We start from the raw sequence: 20,396 nt of genomic DNA on the forward strand, positions 1-20,396 counted from the left end.
AAATGGCAAATTTGAGCGATGTGCCTAACTTGCCTTGACACGACGCCAGGCAAACCCGGCCTCCTCCGGTACTGATCCACGTCCCGGCTGGTAATAGCCGGGCGTATCGACCAGACGATTTTCGCCAAGACGGCTCTGGGCAACCTTGTTCGTCACCTGTAGGCTGTCGAAGCCGGTCCGCAGCATCAGGGCGGCCTGATCGATCAGCACATCGCCAACGGCGCGCAATTCACCCGCAAACCCCTCGCGGCGCAATATCTCGGCCTTGGAATAGGAGCGACCGTCATTGAAAGCTGGGAACTGCAAGGCGATCAGCGGCACGCTGCCAAGATCATCCAGCAGCGGTTCGATGGCTTCGCCCGGCGCAACCGAAACGCCGATCCGGCGATTGGAGGCGCGGCGGCGCTCCTCATCCAGTCCAAGCCAGACGGCCAGCGGAATGATGATCGCCGGGGCATCGCCAGCAGCTTCCAGATCGTCGGCAAAGACATAATCGTCTTCGCGAAAGCCATCGGCAGACCAGAGTTTGGTTTCGTTGATATCGCTCATTTCCGGTCACCTGCTCCCAAATTCTTCAAGCTGTCGGACAGACCCGACAGGTGGATGCCGCATTCTGTCTTTTCCGATCCCGCCCAGCGTCCAGCACGCTGATCTTCGCCGTCGTTCACGGGCCGCGTGCAGGGCATGCAGCCGATGGAACGGTAGCCCTGCGCGATCAGCGGATGCGGCGGCAGATCATGTTTTTCGGCATAGGCCTTGAGATCGGCTGCCTGCAACCGCGCCAGCGGATTGATACGAATACGCGGGCCGACCGATTCGAACGTTGCCAGACTTTCGCGCGTCGATGCCTGAAACTGCTTGCGGCCCGTCATCCAGGCCCGATAAGGGGCCACGGCGCGCGCCATCGGCTCGACCTTGCGGATGAAGCAGCAGCGATCCTTATCGGTCATCGACAGCGCGCCGAATGGATCGTCCGCCTTGAGGCTGTCGTCCAGCGGCAGGATATCCTGCACATCGGTCAAACCCAGCCGGTCCACCAGATCATGACGATAATCGAGCGTTGCCCGAAAGTGCTTTCCCGTATCAAGGAACAGAACCGGCGTCGTCGGGTCGATTTCCGAGATCATGTGCAGAAGCACTGCCGATTCCGCCCCGAAGGAAGACACGACCGCAATCTGCCCCTCATAGAGTTCGCGCGTGACAAGCGCTATCACTTCCTGTGGGGTAGACGCGCCGTGGCTGGCCTCCAGAAGGCGGGCTTCAGCGCTAGCGCTTTCTTCAGCATCAAGCTGCACGGCTTATTTCTCCATAAAGCGCGCGTTTGAACGGCTCCATGCCAACGCGGCGATAGGCGGCGAGGAAAGTTTCCTCCGGGCTTTCCCGTAAGGACAGATAGGTGTCCACGACCGTTTCGATGGCATCCACCACCTCTTCCGACGAGAAGCCGCGACCGGTGATGTCGCCGATGGTCGAATGCTCGTCCGCCGAACCGCCAAGCGTAATCTGATAGAGTTCCTCGCCCTTCTTCTCGACGCCCAGAATACCGATATGGCCTACATGGTGATGGCCGCAGGCATTGATGCAGCCGGAAATCTTGATCTTGAGATCGCCAATTTCAAGCTGGCGCTGCTGGTCGCCAAAACGCTCGGAAATACGCTGCGCCACCGGAATGGAGCGAGCATTGGCAAGGGCGCAATAATCGAGACCCGGGCAGGCGATGATGTCGGTGATGAGACCGGCATTTGCCGTCACCAGCCCATCCGATTGCAGCAGATCGTAGACGGCTGCGAGATCGGCCTTGGCCACATGCGGCAGAACCAGATTCTGCTCGTGGCTGACGCGGATTTCATCAAAGGAATAGGTTTCGGCAATATCCGCCACCAGCTCCATCTGCTCGGCGCTTGCGTCGCCTGGAATACCGCCGATGGGTTTGAGCGAAATGGTGACGACCGCATAATCCGGGTTCTTGTGCGGCGTGACATTGCGCGCCACCCAACTTGCAAATTCCGCGTCGGCCTTCTGGGTGACCGCCAGCACTTCCCAGCCTTCCGGCCGTTGCGGCAAGTTCGGCATGCGGAAATAGCTTTCGATGGCATCGACGTCGCGCTGCGGCAGCTTCAGCTCACTATCACGAATATTTTCCCATTCGGCGTCAATCTCGCGGGTCAGTTCTTCGACGCCCGTTTCATGGACGAGGATCTTGATGCGCGCCTTATACTTGTTGTCGCGACGGCCATGCAGATTATAGACGCGCACGATGGCCGTCACATAGGTCAGCAAGTCCTCGATGGGCAGGAAGTCACGGATTTTCTTCGCCACCATCGGCGTGCGACCCTGACCGCCGCCAATATAGACGGCCAGTCCCAGATCGCCTGCCTCGTTCTTCTTGAGCTGCAAGCCGATGTCATGCACCTGAATGGCGGCGCGATCATGCTCCGAACCGACAATGGCGATCTTGAACTTGCGCGGCAGATAGGAGAATTCCGGATGCAGCGACGACCACTGGCGCAAAATTTCTGCAAACGGACGCGGATCAGCCACTTCGTCGGCGGCAGCGCCCGCGAAATGGTCGGCGGTTACGTTGCGAATGCAATTGCCCGAGGTCTGGATAGCGTGCATCTCGACTTCCGCCAGCTCTTCCAGAATGCGCGGCACGTCCTTCAGGGCGGGCCAGTTATACTGTATGTTCTGGCGCGTGGTGAAATGGCCGAAGCCGCGATCATAGTCGCGTGCAATCGATCCAAGCCTGCGCAACTGGCGGCTCGACAGCGTACCATAGGGGATAGCCACGCGCAGCATATAGGCGTGCAATTGCAGATAAAGACCGTTCATCAGACGCAGCGGCTTGAACTGGTCTTCTGTCAGCTCCCCCGTCAAACGGCGCTCGACCTGATCCTTGAACTGGGCAACGCGGGCCGCAACAAAATCGCGGTCGAATTCATCATAACGGTACATAGTCTAATTCCAGGTTCAGGAGGCGCGCTTCAAAGCAGGCTTATCAAGGGGCAGATCACCGAAGGTCACGATGGTCGGGCCGGAAAGGCGGATGCGTTCGCGCAGGCGGATCGGGTAAAGCCCCTCTGCTCGCTCCTCGACATCAATCACATTCACATCGACGACAAGATTGGCTTTCGCTGCAACCTTGCCCGCCTCTTCAAGCGCCGTCACGGCTTCCGCATGGCGGGCGATCAACGCGCCGTCGATGGTCACCTGCCACGAACCATCGGCACCGAGCCAAACAGCCTGCCCGTCGATCAGCCGGTTTGCAGTGAGAACTTTTACGACCATTTCCAAACTCCAAACTTTTGTTAACCGCGCATCCTGCGGGTTTAGGCTGCGACGGAAACCGGCTTGAGAGCCAGCGCTTCGGCTTTATCGATTGCAGCACCGGCGACCGCATCGCCAATGATCACCATGACCGGGCCGGAAAGCTCTCTGCGGCTTTCCAGATCCGGCAAATCCTTCAGCGTGCCGTGAAACAGGCGCTTGTCCTGTCGGCTCGCATTTTCCACCACCGCCACGGCGGTATCTTCGTGCAGGCCCGCACCAATCAGGCGCGCGGCAACCGATGCCGCGACCGTGGAGCCCATATAAACGGCGATGGTTGCACCGGAGACGGCGAGCTTCGCCCAACCTGGCAGCACATCGCCCGTCATGTCATGACCGGTGGTGAACACCAGCGACGAGGCGACACCGCGCAGCGTCAGCGGCAATTCCATATCGGCAGCGGCGGCAAAGGCAGAAGTGATGCCGGGCACAATTTCGAAACCGATACCGGCGGCACGCAGCGCTGCCATTTCTTCACCTGCGCGTCCGAACACCAGCGGATCGCCGGATTTCAGCCGCACAACGCGCTTGCCTTCCCGCCCCAGCGAAACCAGCAGGCGGTTGATCTCTTCCTGGCTTTTGGAATGGCAGCCCTTGCGCTTGCCGACGGCAAGACGCTCGGCATCGCGGCGGCCCATGGCAATGACGCCTTCCGGCACCAGCGCATCATGCACGATGACATCGGCTTCCATCAGAGCGCGATGCGCGCGCAAGGTCAGCAGGTCTTCAGCACCCGGACCGGCGCCGACCAGCCAGACATAGCCAGCGGCATTGTCACGTTGCTCGATCAGGTCGCTCGCAGCCTTGTAGGCTTCAACGCGGTCGCCATTTTCGATGGCGCTGGCAACACGGCCCGAAAAGAACCCGCGCCAGAAACTGCGGCGCGCCAGCCCCTTGGGTAATGCGCGCTCGACCAGCGGTCGCCAGCTTTCGGCAAAATGCGCAAGCTCGCCAAGGCGCGGCGAAAAGGCGGCATCGATACGCGCGCGAACCATCTGCGCCAGGACCGGAGCGCTTCCTTCCGAACCAATCGCAATCGTCAGCGGCGCGCGGTTGACGATGGCAGGCGTCAGGAAGTCGCAAAGTGCGGGACGGTCGACAACATTGACCGGAACCTTCTCGGCCTTGACCATGGCAGCAATGGCGCGATCCTGCGCTTCATCGCCGGTCGCCACGAAAACAAGCTTTGCGCCTTCAACATGTTCCGGCGCAAAAGGTGCAACCACATGCTCCGCACCATGGCTCGCGATGAAATCGGCCAGATGATGTTCCGCTTCTTCGGCAACGATGCGAAGGCGTGCGGATGTCTGCGCCACGAGGCGCGCCTTGTTCAAAGCTTCCTCGCCGCCGCCAACGACGACAACCACCTCTTCCGACACCCGGAAGAAGGCAGGAAAATCAGCCAGTAAACGCTTTTGCGGTAAAGACACGGAGACCATCCTTTTAAGATGGCGCCATTATCCATGGAGAGCGAAAGATTTATAAGAAACGGGCTTGCGCGTGAAAATCACGGCGAGCATCACTTTTTCTCAAAACAGTCGATTGCGGGATTTTAATTTCCCATAAGGCCGGAAATATATCCCACAATTTTTATAGGGTTTACATAGGCTTATAGATATCGGTTACCGATAATCGCCGCTCGTAAAGAAGGCCGGAACATGTTTGGGCCAGCGGCGCGGCAGTACGGCAATCAGATCGAAACGCAGCGACAAGCGGGCATGGTCGGGCTGGCGTTGCAGCCAGAGATCGGCTGCGGCTTCGATACGGCGCATGGCCGGCGGCGTGACGGCCAATTGCGCTGCTTCCAGACTGCTGCGCGCCTTGACCTCGACGATGAGCACCAGATTGCCCCGCCGGGCGATCAGATCGATTTCGCCAAGTCGCGTTCGATAGCGCCGCGCGACAATCCGAAAGCCTTTCAGAAGAAGAAGCACGGAAGCAAAGCGTTCGGCGCTGTGTCCGCGAAAGAAAGCAATTCGCTTTTTCTCGCGGAGGTCTGTCATCGCTGATCCGATTTCAGTTGCATGAGGCGCTGATAGAGAACCGATTTCTGTCCGCCCGTCATGCGCGCGGCCTCGCCTGCGGCCTTGGATGGCGGCAGTTCGGCGGCAAGCGACAGAAGCAGCTTGTCGATGTCTTCCTCGCTTTGCGGAATAGTATTGCCCGTCGGCGGGCCGACCAGCAGAACGACTTCGCCACGAATGCGATCCTCGCCGTCGAATTCATTCGCCAGTTCGCCCAGCGGCGCGGTGCGAATGGTCTCATAAGCCTTGGTCAGTTCGCGGCAAAGCGCGCCCAGACGATCCGGCCCGAACACTTGGGCCATTTCGGCCAGCGTCGCCGCTGTCCGGTTTGGCGATTCATAAAACACCAGCGTTGCGTCGATGCCCTTGAGGCTTTCAAGCTTCGTCTGTTTTTGCCCGTGCTTGGACGGCAGGAAGCCGCAGAACATGAAGGCGTCGGTCGGCAGGCCCGAAGCGGCAAGTGCGGCCAGAACGGCGGAAGCACCCGGAATGGGGACGACACGAATACCGGCCTCGCGCGCCTCACCGACCAGACGAAAGCCCGGATCGGAAACGAGCGGCGTGCCCGCATCGGACACCAGCGCAACGCTTTTGCCCGCTGTCAGCGCGGCAATCAGCTTTTCACCGGCTTCTGCGGCATTGTGCTCGTGATAGCTGATCGGACGGCGGGAAATGCCGTAGCGGTCGAGAAGAACGCGGGTCACGCGCGTATCTTCACAGGCCAAAATATCGACGGAAGCCAGCGTTTCGATCCCGCGCAACGTCATGTCGCCAAGATTACCAATCGGCGTCGACACGATATAAAGCGCGGGCTCCAGCGGACGGGCGCGCATGGCTGTGCCGCCCACCACATAATCGCGCCGTGCGTCGCCAATATTCTGGGCGCTTGTTTCTTCCGTCATTCTACGTCCTTTATGCGGCCAGATCGGCCACCAGCGCATCCAGCACCAGTGCACCATCCGGCGTTGCGCGAATGATGCTGCCACCCATCGGCTCGATCATGCCCTCAGCGATCAGTTTCGTCAGACGCTTCTGGTCAACATCATGGCCCGATAGCCGCTTGTAGCGATCCAGATCGATGCCTTCGCGCAGACGAAGCCCCATCATCAGGAACTCGTCGCCCTCCTGCTCGCCATTGAGATATTCTTCCTCGATAATGCCGTGGCCGTGTCGCTCAACCTTGTCGAGCCAGGTTTCCGGATGCTTTTCCGTAATCGTTACGGTGCGAACGTCATTTTCCACGAAACGGCCATGCGCACCGGGACCGATCCCGACATATTGCCCATAGCGCCAATAGACGAGATTGTGCTGGGACTCACGCCCCGGTACCGCATGGTTGGAAACTTCATAGGCCGGAAGACCGTGCTCTGCCGTAATCCTCTGTGTTTCCTCGTAGAGCGCTGCGGCGTGATCCGGCTCCGGCGTGGTCAGCTTGCCAGCCTTCCAGAGATTATAGAACTGCGTGCCTTCCTCTATCGTGAGCTGGTAGAGCGAAAGGTGATCGGCAGCCAGTCCGATGGCTTCCTTCAGCTCTTCGCGCCATGCCTCGATGCTCTGGTTCGGACGCGCATAGATCAGATCGAAGGACAGACGCGGGAAAATCTCACGCGCCAGACGAATGGCAGCCTTCGCTTCCTCGACCGAATGCATGCGCCCAAGACGGCGCAAGTCGGGGTCGTTTAGCGCCTGAATGCCGAGCGACACGCGATTGACGCCTGCCGCGCGATAGCCGCGAAAACGGTCGGCTTCCACACTGGTTGGGTTGGCTTCCAGCGTCACTTCGATGTCCGGTGCGACAGTCCAATGCGATGCAATGCTGTCGAGTAGCGCGCCCACCGTTTCGGGCTGCATCAACGATGGCGTGCCGCCGCCCAGAAAAATACTCGTGACGGTGCGCGGGCCGGTGCGTTCGCGCAGCGTTTCCATCTCGCGCCGGAACGCTTCGGAAAAACGAGCCTGATCCACCGGCTTGTGACGGACATGGCTGTTGAAGTCGCAATAAGGGCATTTGGCCAGACAGAACGGCCAATGCACATAAACGCCGAACGCATTTTCCCCGTTTACCCGCGCGATAGGAAACGCGCTGGCAGCATCAATTGCCTGCAAAGGGGGAAAAAGCTTGTTCATTTTACGGAAGCCTGCTCCACGTTGAGCGCCTTTTCGGCGAAAAGCTTGAAGGCCCGGGCGCGGTGCGACAGGGCCTCGGCATCGCCCGGCTTCCAGCCGTGCTTCTCATCGGCGGTCATTTCGCCAAAGGTCTTGTCATGGCCGTCCGGCAGGAACACCGGATCATAGCCGAAACCGGTCGTGCCGCGTGGAGGCCATATCAACACGCCTTCCACCTCTCCGCGAAAATATTCCGCTTCGCCGTCCGGCCATGCAAGGCAAATGACGGAGACGAAACGCGCGCCGCGCTTGTCTGGGCCCGTGGCACCCTTTTCCTGCAAAAGATCTTCGACCTTGCGCATCGCCATGTCGAAATCACGCGTGCCGTCTTCGGTCTCGGCCCAGTTGGCGGTGTAGACGCCGGGCTCGCCGTCCAGCGCATCGACCATCAGGCCGGAATCGTCGGACAATGCGGGCAACCCGGTGGCTTCAGCCGCTGCAAGGGCCTTAATATAGGCGTTTTCCTCAAACGTGGTGCCGGTCTCGTCCGGCTCCGGCAGGCCAAGAGCGGCAACAGAGCTGACATCGAAACCAAACGGGCCGATCAGCCCGTCGAATTCCTTCAGCTTGCCCGCATTGTGCGAGGCGACAATCAGCTTGCCCTTTTCCAGCGTTCTCATTTTCAATTCCATAGTTTGGGTTCGGCAATCTCCAGCGAATTGCCGGACGGATCGCGGAAATAAATCGAATGTGCGCCATTAGGCCAATCAAAATCGGCCTCAATGGCGACGCCATGCCTTTCCAGATGTTCCCGCCAGCCCTCGATCTCAGCGCGGCTTGCGGCAAAACATACATGACCCGGCCCCGTCGTGCCATGCGGCGGCACAGGCAAGTGGCCGGGCAAAGGCGGCTTCAAGGTTTCTTCCGCCTTGAAGAGCAGCAAAATGCCCTCGCCGCAGCGGAAGAAAGCGTTGCGCTCGCTGATCTGGCCTACCGGTTCCAGCCCCATCGTGTTGCGATAGAATTTTACCGCTTCCGCGACGTCGCGAACATAGAGTGCCGTTTCAAGAATACGTGCAGCGCGCATGGATCAGGTCTCCTCATTCAGATGGAGCGGACACTGTCCTATCAGAGCCTGTTCCAAAAGTCGTCCTGTGCGGCTGCAAATACGCTTTTTTGATTCGGGCTCTTAAGCTACCGCCATCTTCTGCAACGACACGAGGCGATCGACACCGCTGCGCGCCAGCTTCATCAGGTTCAGGAACTCTTCTTCCGAGAAAGGCGTGCCTTCGGCGGTGCCCTGAATTTCAACGATGCCGCCCGTGCCGGTCATGACGAAATTGCTGTCGGTCTGCGCGACGGAATCTTCCGCATAGTCCAGATCGAGAACCGGTGCACCTTCATAGATGCCGCAGGAAATGGCGGCGACATGGTCCTTCAGCACCTTCTCGACCCGCACCATCTGGCGCGCTTCCATCCAGCTCAGGCATTCATGCAACGCCACCCAGCCGCCGGTGATGGCTGCCGTACGCGTGCCGCCATCGGCCTGAATGACATCGCAGTCCACCGTGATCTGTACTTCGCCAAGCGCCTGCATGTCCACGACGGCGCGCAGGCTGCGTCCGATCAAACGCTGGATTTCCTGCGTGCGTCCGCCCTGTTTGCCAGCGGCGGCTTCGCGGCGCATGCGGTCGCCAGTCGAACGCGGCAGCATGCCGTATTCCGCCGTGACCCAGCCCTTGCCGGTGTTGCGCATCCAGCCCGGCACCTTTTCCTCAAGGCTTGCCGTGCACAGAACATGCGTATCGCCGAATTTGACCAGGCAGGAGCCTTCCGCATGTTTGGAGATGCCGCGCTCGAAAGAGACGGCGCGCATTTCGTCGACAGCACGCTTGGATGGACGCATATATCAAATTCCTTGATCGAGTTTTTTGGGATTCAAAGTTTTCCGTGCGGCTTTTTAGGCTCCCCGAGCGCAAATAGAAAGGAATTTTGCGCTTCGATAGCCCAAAGACATGTCGAGAAGTGTTGAGAGGAATGCCAGTGTGAAGCTAAAGGCTTTGACGCTTCGCGCAGCAACCTTATATTTAGGGCAACCAATCAACAGGTTCGCCGCCATATCATGATGAAATCGCCTGAACATCAGCTTCTGAATTCGCTCGACCAACGGTCGCGCGAAATTTTCCGGCTGGTCGTCGAGAGCTATCTCAACGACGGCGATCCGGTCGGGTCCCGCAATCTGTCCCGCCTGCTGCCGCATTCGCTCTCGCCTGCCACCATTCGCAATGTGATGAGCGATCTGGAGCATCTGGGCCTGATCTATGCGCCGCATATATCGGCGGGCCGTCTGCCGACGCAAATCGGCCTGCGCTTTTTCGTTGATGCCTTTATGGAAGTCGGCGATCTGGCGCCAGGGGAACGCTCGTCCATCGAGGCGCAGGTGCGCGCCGCCGGCAACAGCAATTCGGTCGAAAGTGTGCTGACCGAGGCAAGTCAGGTTCTGTCGGGCCTTTCGCGTGGCGCCGGCCTCGTGCTCGCTACCAAGACGGAAGGCGCGCTCAAGCATATCGAATTCGTGCGGCTGGAGCCGACCCGTGCGCTTGCCGTGCTGGTGATGCAGAATGGCGATGTGGAAAACCGCGTCATCAATCTGCCGGTCGGCATCAGCGCATCGCAACTGGTCGAAGCCTCGAATTTCCTCAACGCCCATATTCACGGCCATACGCTTTCCGAAGCCAAGGCCGAGCTGAAGGTGCTGATGGAGGAAACCCGTCAGGAGCTGGACCAGCTTTCACAGGAACTTGTCGAACAGGGCCTTGCCGTCTGGGGCGGTACCGGCTCTGACCAGCCGTCACGGCTGATCGTGCGCGGCCGCGCCAATCTTCTGGAAAACATTCACGCCCAGGAAGATATCGAGCGTCTGCGCCATCTCTTCGACGATCTGGAAACCAAGGACGGCATGGTCCAGCTTCTGGATTTGGCCGAAACCGGTTCGGGTGTGCGCATTTTCATCGGCTCGGAAAACAAGCTGTTTTCGCTGTCAGGCTCGTCGCTGGTGGTCGCGCCCTATCGCGACAGCGAACAACGGGTGGTTGGGGCGCTCGGCGTCATTGGCCCGACCCGTCTCAATTACGCACGTATCGTTCCGATGGTGGACTATACGGCGCAGATCGTGTCCAGGCTGTTGCGGTGAGATGTCAATCTTACCGGGTCAGCAGAAATTAAGCCTTGATTTTAATGGTATGAAACTCGATATCCGCCCCAGAAGATATTCAAGACGGAAGAAGCATTATGTCTGACGAAAAGAACAAAACCCAGAACCCCGATCTTGAGCAGCGCGACATCAACAATCCAAGGGATCGTGAGGCGCTGAATCGGGCTGCCGCCGATTTCCTGAAAGCGCGCAAGGCGGAAGCCAGCGCCGAGGTTGCGGAAGACGAAGCGGAAAACGCGGCTGATGAAACCACAAACCGGCTTCTCGCGCTCGAAGCAGACAACGGCGAACTGAAGGACCAGCTATTGCGCGCTGCGGCAGAGATGGAAAATCTACGCAAGCGCACCCAGCGTGATGTGCAGGATGCACGCACCTATGCCGTGACCAATTTCGCACGTGACATGTTGTCGGTTTCCGACAATCTGCGCCGTGCACTCGAGGCTATTCCTGCCGATGCGCTGGCAACTGACGCCAGCCTGAAGTCTCTGGCGGAAGGCGTCGAGATGACCGAACGCGCCATGCTGCAAGCTCTGGAACGCCACGGCGTCACCAAGCTGGAGCCGGAAGGCCAGAAGTTCGACCCGAACTTCCATCAGGCCATGTTCGAAGTGCCAAATCCAGATCTGCCGAACAACACAGTCGTGCAGGTTGTGCAGGCTGGTTACGCCATTGGCGACCGGGTTCTGCGCCCCGCTATGGTCGGTGTGTCAAAGGGAGGCCCGAAGATAGCCGTCGATAATGGCGGAGCTGTTTCTGAGGGCAATGCCTGATTTCAGTAATAACTGATGAACCTGGAGCGGCGGCTTTGTCTGCCGCTCTTTTCATATCTACGGTCCAATTTGCAATGAAGTGCATATTGCTATTGCAGCGAACCGGTGAAAAATTGTCACTGGATGTATGGAGGAGACCGGCAGCGTGACGATTCCTGAGTTTTTGAACTTCGCAGGCGTTTTCGTTTTCGCTGCGACCGGCGCTCTTGCCGCTTCGCGCCGCCAACTCGACATTATCGGTTTTTTGTTCCTTGCCAATATCACCGGCATTGGTGGCGGAACGCTGCGTGATCTTGTACTCGGCGCGCCGGTTTTCTGGGTTGTCGAACCCACTTATCTGCTTGCGGGTACATTGGCAGCCATCTTCGTTTATTTCACGGCTCATATGGTCGAGTCGCGCTACCGCGTCCTTCTCTGGCTCGATGCCATCGGCATGGCGGCTTATACGGTACTGGGTGCGGCCAAGGGGCTCGCGCTCGGTTTCGGGCCATCCGTCGCTATCGTGACCGGTATTTCCACTGCCACGCTTGGCGGCATACTGCGCGATATGGTGGCTGGCGAACCTTCCGTGCTGATGCGCCGTGAAATTTATGTCACGGCGTCGCTCGCTGGTGCGTGTCTTTATGTTCTGCTTGCCTGGCTGCAGCTTGAACCAGCCATATGTGCAATCGCCGCAGCTTTGACCGCGTTTGTCATTCGCGGGGGCGCACTTTATTTCGGCTGGACGCTGCCCGTTTATAAAAGCCGACCCGGACGCACGGAAGAAGAGCTCCAGCGCGACCGGATCATCAGGCCGGAGTAAACCTTATACGAGACCAGCCTGGCTCGCAGCAGCCTGCAAGCTGAGCTGCGGACGCGGTCCCATCTGCTGAATGATGAGACCCGCCGCCAGCGAACCAAGACGAGCGCAATCTTCAAGCGAACGCTCATTCGTGTAGCCATAAAGGAAACCGGCTGCGTAAAGATCACCAGCTCCGGTCGTATCGACCAGCGTATCGATTTCGATGGCAGGAACAGTCAAGGTCTGGTCCGGCGTGACGACGATCGCGCCTTTTTCGGAACGGGTGACAATCGAAAGCGCACAATCCATGCGCATGGCGGCAATCGCCGTTTCAAGCGATTTCGTCTTATACAACGACTTGGCCTCTTCCTCATTGGCAAAGACCATATCGACGGTGCGCGAGCGCATGAGTTCCAGAAACTCCTCGCGATACCGGTCGACACAAAACGGATCAGAAAGCGTCATCGCCATCTGGCGATTCTTCTCGTGCGCGATTTTCGATGCCATGACGATAGCTTCCTTGGCACGCGGCGGATCCCACAGATAGCCTTCGAAATAGGTTACCTTCGCATCGGATACCTTCGAGGTTTCGACGTCCTCCGGTCCCAGCTCAACGCAGGCGCCGAGATAGGTATTCATCGAGCGCTCGCCATCCGGCGTCACGAAAATCATGGAGCGAGCGGTCGGTGACCCTTTTTCCAGCGGGCGCGTGTCGAAGGCGACGCCCTGTGAACGGATATCATGCGCAAAAACACGCCCCAGATGATCGGTCGCCACCTTGCCGAAATAGGCCGAGCGCCCGCCGAGGCTTGCTACGCCTGCTGCCGTATTTCCGGCACTGCCACCCGACATTTCCGTCGCCGGGCCCGCAATCCGGCTATAGAGCAATTCCGCACGCTCCGCATCGATCAGGTTCATCGCGCCTTTGACGATACCGTTCGTTTCCAGAAAAGAGTCATCAGTGCGCGAAATAATATCGACAATGGCATTGCCGATGCAAAGAACGTCGAATGTGGCCATGAGCGCGAGAAGCTCCCTTTTTTTCAATTCTCCAGCCCACCCAACTATTTGGCGGGAGGAGGCTTTGGCGCCAGCTATCTATCTTTAGCATGATACGATCGGATAGATATTCGGGTGCGGGTTTAGCCGTTTGCAACCCCTTTGGCTACCCTGCACGCCTCCCGCATTGTGGGTAGTGCAGCTTGCGCCAAGGTGGAGACATACCTATTTCCGTCTTCGTCCACACTCAGAACTGGGTCGAAAATGATCTTAGATGCTGCCTTGAAAGCCCTGAAACGTCTGACCACACCAGAGTTGCGTTCGGTTTTCTGGAAGACGCTCGGATTGACACTGTTGCTTCTGACCGGCCTTTGGGCCGCAGTCCGTCAAATCTTCTTTGCTTTTGCCTGGCCGTGGATGGAACAAATACTGCCTGGCATGCCGGAATGGGCTGGCTGGCTCGGTATCGTTGCCGCCATTGTCGCCGGCCTCGGTCTGGCGCTCGTGCTCGCATTGATGATCGCACCCGTCACGGCGCTTGTGGCGGGCCTCTTTCTCGACGACGTGGCCGATGTAGTCGAGCGCGAAGACTATCCGAACGATCCCCTCGGCACACCATTGCCGACCGGTCGCTCCATCCTCGTTTCGCTTAAGTTTCTCGGCATCGTCATCCTCGGCAACATTGTCGCGCTGTTGATGCTCTTCATACCCGGCGTCAATCTGATCGCCTTCTTCGTCATCAATGCCTATCTGCTCGGGCGGGAGTTTTTCGAATTTGCAGCCATGCGCTATCGATCCGAGGCCGAGGCGAAGGCGCTACGGTCGCATTATGGCGTAACGGTTTTTCTGGCCGGGCTGCTGATTGCGGGCTTTATGGCGATCCCCATCGTCAATCTTCTGACGCCGCTCTTTGCCGCAACCATGATGGTTCATCTTCACAAGGCGGTCTCGCAGCGCGAGGCCCGGCTCACGCCTGCGGCGGCAAGAGGATAAGCGGCGCAGGGACATCACAGGTTTTCGCCGGATACTTGCAGATATCCGCAATCACGCATTTCTCGCATTCCGGCTTGCGCGCCTTGCAAACATAACGCCCATGCAGGATCAGCCAGTGGTGTGCGTGAAGCATGTATTCCGCCGGGATAACCCGGACGAGGATGGCTTCCACGGCCTCCGGCGTTTTGCCGGGCGCAAGACCGATCCGGTTTCCAATACGCAGAATATGCGTATCCACTGCCATGGTCGGCTGGCCGAAAGCCATATTCAGCACCACATTGGCCGTCTTGCGGCCAACACCCGGCAGCTTCACCAGTTCCTCCCGGTCCCCCGGCACTTCAGCGCCATAATCGCGGATCAAGGCTTCAGACAGGAGAATGACGTTCTTTGCCTTGTTGCGCCAAAGACCGATGGTGCGAATGTAGTCACCGACCTTTTCTTCGCCGAGCGCCAGCATTTTCTGCGGCGTATCGGCAATTGCAAAGAGCCCGCGCGTCGCCTTGTTAACTCCCGCATCCGTGGCCTGTGCCGACAAAACCACGGCAACAAGAAGTGTGAACGCATTCACATGCTCAAGCTCACCCTTGGGCTCCGGCCTCTGGATCGAGAAACGGCGAAATATCTCATGAATTTCATCCGCCGTATAAAGCGTACCACGCACCCGACGTTGAGGGCGGGCAGCGGGAGAAGCGTTCACAGGCGATTTGATTTTGGCCTTTTCCATTCCGCCTCTATAATGGTTTCCCTATCGACAAAACAATCAGCAGCTTGACGCAGCCCCCTCGAGACGATGCGGACAATCTGCCAGATGACTTGAATGCTATGCATCATCCAGACGGCGCGGAACCTGACCGGTTCGACAAACCTATTTTCGAAGCCCTGCTCACCCCCTATCGTTCACTGGGGCGGACTGGTTTTACCATCTTGATGAGCGCCCTGATCGGCTGCTGGATGTGCGTCGGTATTCTTTTCTGGTCCATTGGTGCCTGGCCGATCTTCGGCTTTTTCGGTCTGGACGTGCTGCTGATTTATCTGGCCTTTCGTTGGAATTACCGTGCAGCCCGCGCTCGCGAGGAAATCTCCGTGTCGCGCTCAGTCTTGCATGTTCGCAAATACGCTGCCTCCGGCAAGATGACCGTGCATCGCTTCAATCCATTCTGGACACGGTTCAAGGTCGCGCGGAAACCGGATATCGGAATTACCGGCATGAGCATCGAGAGCCGTGAAAAGAGTGTCGCGATCGGAAGCTTCCTTACCCCGGATGATCGTGAAAGCTTTGCGACGGCTTTCGGTACAGCGCTCGCCGAGGCACGTCGATAGCAATACTCCTAATATTTCCGGGTATATCGCATCCGTACTTCGTTCTAGGCTGCAACGAGGGAATCCGGATTGGCCCTTGAAGTCAGGCTTTTCACAAGCCATATCAGTTAGCGAAGAGATACGCCGTCAGGGTTCTCTTCTTAACGGTCGCTTCTCATCAAGGACTGATGCAATGACAAGAATGACACCGTTTTCGAGCCCTTTGCTGCTCGGATTCGACACGATGGAAAAGACGCTGGAACGGATTGCTAAATCCGGCGACGGTTATCCGCCCTATAATATCGAACGCCTGCGCGGCGAGACGGGTTCCGAACGTCTGCGCATCACTTTGGCGGTGGCCGGTTTTGCCAGCGAAGACCTCGAAGTCATGACGGAAGACAATCAGCTCGTCATCCGCGGACGCCAGACCGACGATACCGAACGCGAATTTCTGCATCGCGGCATCGCTGCCCGACAATTCCAGCGCGTTTTCGTTCTGGCAGACGGTATGAGGGTTCTTGGTTGCGATCTGAAGAATGGTCTTCTGGCCATCGATCTCGACCGCCCAGAACCCGAACGACTGGTTAAACGAATCAACATAGCGGTGAAGGACTGAACTTGTTCAGTTTTTGTTCAGCACAATACAGCTATATTGAAGAAGTGAAGCTCTGATGCGGCGTGGTCGCAAATGACATGCCGACGAAATGGAGGCTAAGACCATGAACAGACATATTTTCACCGAAAATGAATTCGCCCATCTCGGCGAAGGTGAAGTTGCCTACGTACGCAAGATCCGTTCTGATGAGCTTGCCCGCAGCTTCCCTGCCCTCCCACCGATCGAGCCGGGCCTGGAACTCTGGGCGCTTTTTGGCGCCAACGGTGAGCCAATCGTCCTTTCCGATGTTCGTGCCACCGCGCTACAGGGTGCTCAAGACCATGAACTGCGCACGGTGATGCTGCATTAAGGTTTAATGCGATACCGGCCATCGCCGGTATCGCGCGCATACGAAATCAGTGTGGAAGATTGTGGCGCACGCAAATATAGCGAGTTGTCTTGAGGCAGAATATGTTTCTGCTTGCACTGTTTCTCTTCCCTGCAAATCGTTTCTGCGAGCAAACAAACAAAACCGCCGTTCGAGCTGAACGGCGGTTTTGTTTACGAGAAACTCTTTGAACTCAGGCGGCGTTGGAAGCCGGCTGAGCGGTCAGGAATGAATAAAGTGCCTGCGCGTCATGTGTGCCGCGCAATTTGGCAACAGTGTCGGCATCGCGCAGCATGCGGGCTATGCGCGAAAGTGCCTTCAGATGATCCGCACCGGCATTTTCCGGCGCGAGAAGCAGAAAAACAAGATCGACGGGTTGATCGTCCAGCGCCTCGAAATCGACCGGTGTTTCCAGACGAGCGAAGATTCCGGCTATTTTGTTGATATTCGCCAGCTTGCCGTGTGGAATGGCAACGCCATTGCCTACCCCGGTAGAACCGAGGCGCTCACGCTGGAGAATTGTTTCGAAAACTTCACGCTCAGGGAGACCGGTCAGTTCCGCAGCCTTCTCAGATAAAATCTGCAAAAGCTGTTTTTTGGAGCTGGCTTTCAGCGCCGGGATAATCGCCCCGGGCTGAATCAGATCACTAAGATCCATTCTCTCCGTTCCTTCTTCAATCAGGCCTTTGAAGCCCGGTTTTGGGAAGCGCACGCGGCCGCCTAATCGCGATCCGCTGCGTGCGCTTCAGGTTTGCCGTCAGGCGCGTGGCGCGGCCTGGCGGGTGACCATCGATGGATCGACCCAGCCGATATTGCCGTCCGCGCGACGGTAGACGATATTAACTTCATCATTGCCGGCATTGCGGAATACCAGAACCGGGTTCTCGATCAGATCCAGTTCCACGACCGCCGACGCCACCGACATGGTGCGCAGAGCGACGGACGATTCCGCAACGATAGTTGGTGCATAATCCGCCGGAAGATCCTCCTCTTCCTCCGACAGCGGTGCCATAACACGATATGCAACGTCGTCATAGATCGCATCGGGCTGCGTAGCCGGGCGCGACTTCAGACGGCGCTTGTAGCGGCGAAGGCGGGTTTCGATCTTGTCTGCAGCCGCTTCAAAAGCCAACTGCGGATCCTGCGCGTCGCCAGTGCTTTGCAGGGTTGCACCGCTATCGAGGTGCAAAGTGCAATCCGCACTGTAACGCGAACCGGACTTGGTGACCGTAACCTGTCCGGAAAAGCCATGATCGAAATATTTGCCGACAGCTTCATTCACCCGATCAACGATCCGGGTTGTGAAAGCTTCACCGACGTCCATATGCTTTCCAGATACACGCAGAGTCATTTGGCACACCTCATTTGCGTTACACCACAGGACCCAGTCTAATCACAAGGCGAGCGAAGCGCAAAGCGAACCAGCATCAAAGATGCTTTTCGTCCTGTGCGTTTTCCAACTAATTTGTGGTGCAAGCACACTTCCCAAGCGCACTCTCCGGCGAGGCGTTGAAACACCTTCCAGAAAGCCTCCGAAGTCGTGGCCGTTCCCATAGATAGCCCCTTAACGGGATGGTTGCCGCACATCGCTCTTTTACGTAACGCCCCAGTAGCCGGTCCGTTGCCCGGATTTTTCCGGAACCTCACATTGCCCTTCCTTCAAGCATATGAACAACCGCAATTTCTTCCCGAAATTACAGTCAAATTATCAAGCGTTACCTGCAAAAACACATTCGCTGGAAACGCCCTATCCATGCCTTTATCCCCAATGCCGGTTCCACGTTTGGGAGACATGCCCTCACTCTGCTTCGACGCGTCTTTCTTGCAAAAACACCGGGTGTTTTTGCCAACATCACGCCAACGGCACGCTGACAACCTGTCGTCGACCCCAGGAAACCAGGGCTTCCTAGCATGTGCCGCAGCGCGAGCGGGGCTTCTATTGGGTGAATTGGCGCTTGTCAATTGGTCCTCCTGCCAGTTGATCGTCTTGCAATGCCGCTCTTTCCACAAATCGAGATCGAATTTTTCTGAAAGAGCAGTGTTGCAGATCCAAAATTTTAGAGCATCTCTCCGTATTCGAATACGCGAATGAAGCTCCAGAGGTACAATCTGTAATTTAAAACAACCCCTTCGCAGCGCAATCGGTGGAGTTGCCCTGGCTACCGCATCGGCCCGAAAATCGGAATCGATTTTCGGAAAGCACGATGCGTAGATTCAATAGATTAGAGCGTCCTTTGTGCGTCCCATAGGACGCACGGCGCTCTAAGCAATCAAGAGGCCGACAGTCTTGCCTTCTTTTCACGCCTGCGCTGAACTGATGAAGCAATATTCATCGATTCCCGATATTTTGCGACCGTTCTTCGCGCGATATCCACACCGTCCTTCTTCAAGGCATCCACAATGGCATCATCGGAAAGTACATCGTCCGGCTTTTCGGCGTCGATCATCTGGCGGATACGATGGCGCACGCTTTCCGACGAATGGGCGTCGCCGCCCTCGGAAGAGGCGATCGACGCAGTGAAGAAATAGCGCAATTCAAACACGCCCCGTGGCGTGGCCATGAACTTGTTCGCGGTCACACGGCTGATTGTCGATTCATGCATGCCGACCGCATCCGCGACTGTGCGCAGATTAAGAGGCTTTAAATGAGTCACCCCATGGCGCAGAAACCCGTCCTGCTGTCGGACGATTTCCTGTGTGACCTTGAGGATAGTGCGCGCACGCTGGTCGAGGCTGCGTACGAGCCAGTTCGCAGTCTGCATGCAGTCCGAGAGAAACGCCTTTTCCTCAGCTTTTACCGAGGTACTCACCTCGGCATAATATTCGTTGTTGACGATGAGGCGCGGCATTGCTGCTGCATTCAGCTCAATAGCCCAGCCACCGTCGCGCGACGGTGTCACGAGCGCATCCGGCACAATGGCATCGGCCACGGATATCTCAAACAATGTACCAGGCTTGGGGTCGAGCATGCGGATTTCAGTCAGCATATCAAGAATGTCGGCTTGATCGACACCACACAGCTTCTTGAGCGTCGCGAAGTCTCGTCGCGCCAGAAGATCGAGATGGTCGATCAACGCTTCCATGGCCGGATCGAACCTATCCTTGAGACGTAACTGTATTGCCAGGCATTCTCGCAAGTCACGGGCAAAAAGTCCAGGTGGATCAAAGGTTTGCATTACTCCAAGAATACGCTCGATCTCAACCGTTTCCACACCCAGGTTCTGGGCCAGTGCAACTATATCGATACGCAGATAGCCGCTCTCATCCAGCGCGTCAGCAAGCGCTGACGCAATAAACCGTTCCGCTGCTCTGGGAAAAGACAGCGAAATCTGTTCTGTCACATGTTCGTTCAGCGAGACCCGGCTGGCTGTAACCTGATCAATGTCGTAACCGCTGCCTGAAACATATCCGTCGCCGACCGACGATTTCCATTGAGCCGCAAGATCGGGACCGATCTCGTCAAAGCGCCCCGGATCATCTGGAAAGATGTTTTCCAGCGAGCTATCGAAAGTGGATGAGAGATCCTCGGCGTCATCCGAAACATCCGTTTTGAACCAGTCGCTATCCGATAGATCGTCCGACGCGGCTTCATCCCCGTCGGTGTCGGTACTGTCTCGTGCAGGATCAACGCCCGCAAAATCATCATTTGCTGCCTCAATTCGATCCAGCAGCGGATTTTTCTCGATTTCAACGTCGAGAAACTGTTCCAGCTCGACATGCGTCATCTGCAGCAGCTTGATCGACTGCATTAGCTGGGGTGTCATCACCAGCGATTGGGATTGACGGAAATCGAGCTTGGGCGACAGAGCCATGCGACGCGTTATTATCCCCCAGTTAATCCCTGCCAATAACTGCGGAGCACATGGTCAACACCAAGCTACCTTTTGACAGCCTCATTCA

23 protein-coding genes are annotated in these 20,396 nt (G+C 57.4%); 7 read left to right on the forward strand and 16 right to left on the reverse strand.

Annotation, left to right across the window (positions count from 1 at the left end; all coding sequences use genetic code 11):
- Nucleotides 1-24: 24 nt before the first annotated feature.
- From FIB18_RS08620 to rph, 11 genes are all read right to left on the reverse strand, one after another.
- Entirely contained in the window at nucleotides 25-549 is a 525-nt protein-coding gene (locus tag FIB18_RS08620) for a DUF934 domain-containing protein (protein ID WP_140020299.1), read from the reverse strand.
- On the reverse strand, nucleotides 546-1,295 hold the full coding sequence (locus FIB18_RS08625) for a phosphoadenylyl-sulfate reductase (protein ID WP_140020300.1): 750 nt from the start codon (nucleotides 1,293-1,295) through the stop codon (nucleotides 546-548). Before FIB18_RS08625 ends, FIB18_RS08620 begins: the two co-directional genes overlap by 4 nt.
- Complete coding sequence (locus tag FIB18_RS08630) at nucleotides 1,285-2,955, reverse strand: nitrite/sulfite reductase (RefSeq protein ID WP_140020301.1); 1,671 nt, start codon at nucleotides 2,953-2,955, stop codon at nucleotides 1,285-1,287. The genes FIB18_RS08625 and FIB18_RS08630 overlap by 11 nt, the downstream gene beginning before the upstream one ends.
- Nucleotides 2,956-2,970: 15 nt before the next feature.
- Nucleotides 2,971-3,288: a DUF2849 domain-containing protein gene (locus tag FIB18_RS08635; RefSeq protein ID WP_140020302.1), complete on the reverse strand. Its 318-nt coding sequence runs from the start codon at nucleotides 3,286-3,288 to the stop codon at nucleotides 2,971-2,973.
- A 41-nt stretch (nucleotides 3,289-3,329) separates the two neighbouring features.
- Nucleotides 3,330-4,766: a siroheme synthase CysG gene (gene cysG / locus FIB18_RS08640; protein WP_140020303.1), complete on the reverse strand. Its 1,437-nt coding sequence runs from the start codon at nucleotides 4,764-4,766 to the stop codon at nucleotides 3,330-3,332.
- A gap of 183 nt (nucleotides 4,767-4,949) precedes the next feature.
- A complete protein-coding gene (locus FIB18_RS08645; protein WP_140020304.1) occupies nucleotides 4,950-5,330 on the reverse strand; it encodes a YraN family protein in 381 nt (126 codons plus the stop codon).
- The gene (rsmI, locus tag FIB18_RS08650) at nucleotides 5,327-6,253 is read right to left on the reverse strand and encodes a 16S rRNA (cytidine(1402)-2'-O)-methyltransferase (protein ID WP_140020305.1); all 927 of its coding nucleotides are present in this window, start codon (nucleotides 6,251-6,253) and stop codon (nucleotides 5,327-5,329) included. The genes FIB18_RS08645 and rsmI overlap by 4 nt, the downstream gene beginning before the upstream one ends.
- A gap of 10 nt (nucleotides 6,254-6,263) precedes the next feature.
- Nucleotides 6,264-7,478, reverse strand: a complete 1,215-nt coding sequence (hemW, locus tag FIB18_RS08655) for a radical SAM family heme chaperone HemW (RefSeq protein WP_140020306.1) — start codon at nucleotides 7,476-7,478, stop codon at nucleotides 6,264-6,266.
- A complete protein-coding gene (gene rdgB / locus FIB18_RS08660) occupies nucleotides 7,475-8,137 on the reverse strand; it encodes an RdgB/HAM1 family non-canonical purine NTP pyrophosphatase (RefSeq protein WP_140020307.1) in 663 nt (220 codons plus the stop codon). Before rdgB ends, hemW begins: the two co-directional genes overlap by 4 nt.
- Nucleotides 8,138-8,139: 2 nt before the next feature.
- Nucleotides 8,140-8,544 carry a VOC family protein gene (locus tag FIB18_RS08665; protein ID WP_140020308.1) on the reverse strand — a complete coding sequence of 135 codons (405 nt, stop codon included), beginning with the start codon at nucleotides 8,542-8,544 and terminating at the stop codon, nucleotides 8,140-8,142.
- A gap of 102 nt (nucleotides 8,545-8,646) precedes the next feature.
- The gene (gene rph, locus FIB18_RS08670; protein ID WP_140020309.1) at nucleotides 8,647-9,363 is read right to left on the reverse strand and encodes a ribonuclease PH; all 717 of its coding nucleotides are present in this window, start codon (nucleotides 9,361-9,363) and stop codon (nucleotides 8,647-8,649) included.
- A 216-nt stretch (nucleotides 9,364-9,579) separates the two neighbouring features.
- Between rph and hrcA the strand changes: the two genes are divergently transcribed.
- The 3 genes from hrcA (at nucleotide 9,580) to FIB18_RS08685 (ending at nucleotide 12,243) form a co-directional block, all read left to right on the forward strand.
- Nucleotides 9,580-10,650 carry a heat-inducible transcriptional repressor HrcA gene (gene hrcA, locus FIB18_RS08675; RefSeq protein ID WP_140020310.1) on the forward strand — a complete coding sequence of 357 codons (1,071 nt, stop codon included), beginning with the start codon at nucleotides 9,580-9,582 and terminating at the stop codon, nucleotides 10,648-10,650.
- Between the two features lie 98 nt (nucleotides 10,651-10,748).
- A complete protein-coding gene (gene grpE / locus FIB18_RS08680; protein WP_140020311.1) occupies nucleotides 10,749-11,441 on the forward strand; it encodes a nucleotide exchange factor GrpE in 693 nt (230 codons plus the stop codon).
- A gap of 145 nt (nucleotides 11,442-11,586) precedes the next feature.
- Nucleotides 11,587-12,243 (forward strand): trimeric intracellular cation channel family protein, encoded by a 657-nt coding sequence (locus FIB18_RS08685; protein WP_140020312.1) that lies wholly within the window; start codon nucleotides 11,587-11,589, stop codon nucleotides 12,241-12,243.
- A gap of 3 nt (nucleotides 12,244-12,246) precedes the next feature.
- Here FIB18_RS08685 and FIB18_RS08690 read toward each other — a convergent pair whose 3' ends face one another.
- Complete coding sequence (locus FIB18_RS08690) at nucleotides 12,247-13,242, reverse strand: adenosine kinase (protein WP_140020313.1); 996 nt, start codon at nucleotides 13,240-13,242, stop codon at nucleotides 12,247-12,249.
- Nucleotides 13,243-13,485: 243 nt separating this feature from the next.
- Between FIB18_RS08690 and FIB18_RS08695 the strand changes: the two genes are divergently transcribed.
- Nucleotides 13,486-14,214 (forward strand): sulfate transporter family protein, encoded by a 729-nt coding sequence (locus FIB18_RS08695; protein WP_140020314.1) that lies wholly within the window; start codon nucleotides 13,486-13,488, stop codon nucleotides 14,212-14,214.
- On the opposite strand, the gene nth is transcribed toward FIB18_RS08695, so the two are convergent.
- Nucleotides 14,189-14,938 carry an endonuclease III gene (gene nth / locus FIB18_RS08700; RefSeq protein WP_140020315.1) on the reverse strand — a complete coding sequence of 250 codons (750 nt, stop codon included), beginning with the start codon at nucleotides 14,936-14,938 and terminating at the stop codon, nucleotides 14,189-14,191. The two genes, FIB18_RS08695 and nth, sit on opposite strands and share 26 nt — an antisense overlap.
- 98 nt (nucleotides 14,939-15,036) lie before the next feature.
- Here nth and FIB18_RS08705 point away from each other — a divergent pair, with 98 nt between their 5' ends.
- From FIB18_RS08705 to FIB18_RS08715, 3 genes are all read left to right on the forward strand, one after another.
- Nucleotides 15,037-15,534 (forward strand): DUF2244 domain-containing protein, encoded by a 498-nt coding sequence (locus tag FIB18_RS08705; protein WP_140020316.1) that lies wholly within the window; start codon nucleotides 15,037-15,039, stop codon nucleotides 15,532-15,534.
- 172 nt (nucleotides 15,535-15,706) lie between these two features.
- Nucleotides 15,707-16,129, forward strand: a complete 423-nt coding sequence (locus tag FIB18_RS08710) for an Hsp20 family protein (protein ID WP_105540905.1) — start codon at nucleotides 15,707-15,709, stop codon at nucleotides 16,127-16,129.
- 103 nt (nucleotides 16,130-16,232) lie between these two features.
- Nucleotides 16,233-16,478: a BQ00720 family protein gene (locus FIB18_RS08715; RefSeq protein WP_140020317.1), complete on the forward strand. Its 246-nt coding sequence runs from the start codon at nucleotides 16,233-16,235 to the stop codon at nucleotides 16,476-16,478.
- Between the two features lie 211 nt (nucleotides 16,479-16,689).
- Here the strand turns inward: FIB18_RS08715 and ptsN are convergent, their stop codons facing one another.
- The 3 genes from ptsN to rpoN form a co-directional block, all read right to left on the reverse strand.
- Entirely contained in the window at nucleotides 16,690-17,154 is a 465-nt protein-coding gene (gene ptsN, locus FIB18_RS08720; protein WP_006465889.1) for a PTS IIA-like nitrogen regulatory protein PtsN, read from the reverse strand.
- Between the two features lie 99 nt (nucleotides 17,155-17,253).
- Nucleotides 17,254-17,847: a ribosome hibernation-promoting factor, HPF/YfiA family gene (gene hpf, locus FIB18_RS08725; RefSeq protein WP_105540902.1), complete on the reverse strand. Its 594-nt coding sequence runs from the start codon at nucleotides 17,845-17,847 to the stop codon at nucleotides 17,254-17,256.
- A gap of 919 nt (nucleotides 17,848-18,766) precedes the next feature.
- Nucleotides 18,767-20,308, reverse strand: a complete 1,542-nt coding sequence (gene rpoN, locus FIB18_RS08730) for an RNA polymerase factor sigma-54 (protein WP_140020318.1) — start codon at nucleotides 20,306-20,308, stop codon at nucleotides 18,767-18,769.
- Nucleotides 20,309-20,396: the final 88 nt, after the last annotated feature.

Source organism: Brucella pecoris, from assembly GCF_006376675.1.
Lineage (GTDB): Bacteria > Pseudomonadota > Alphaproteobacteria > Rhizobiales > Rhizobiaceae > Brucella > Brucella pecoris.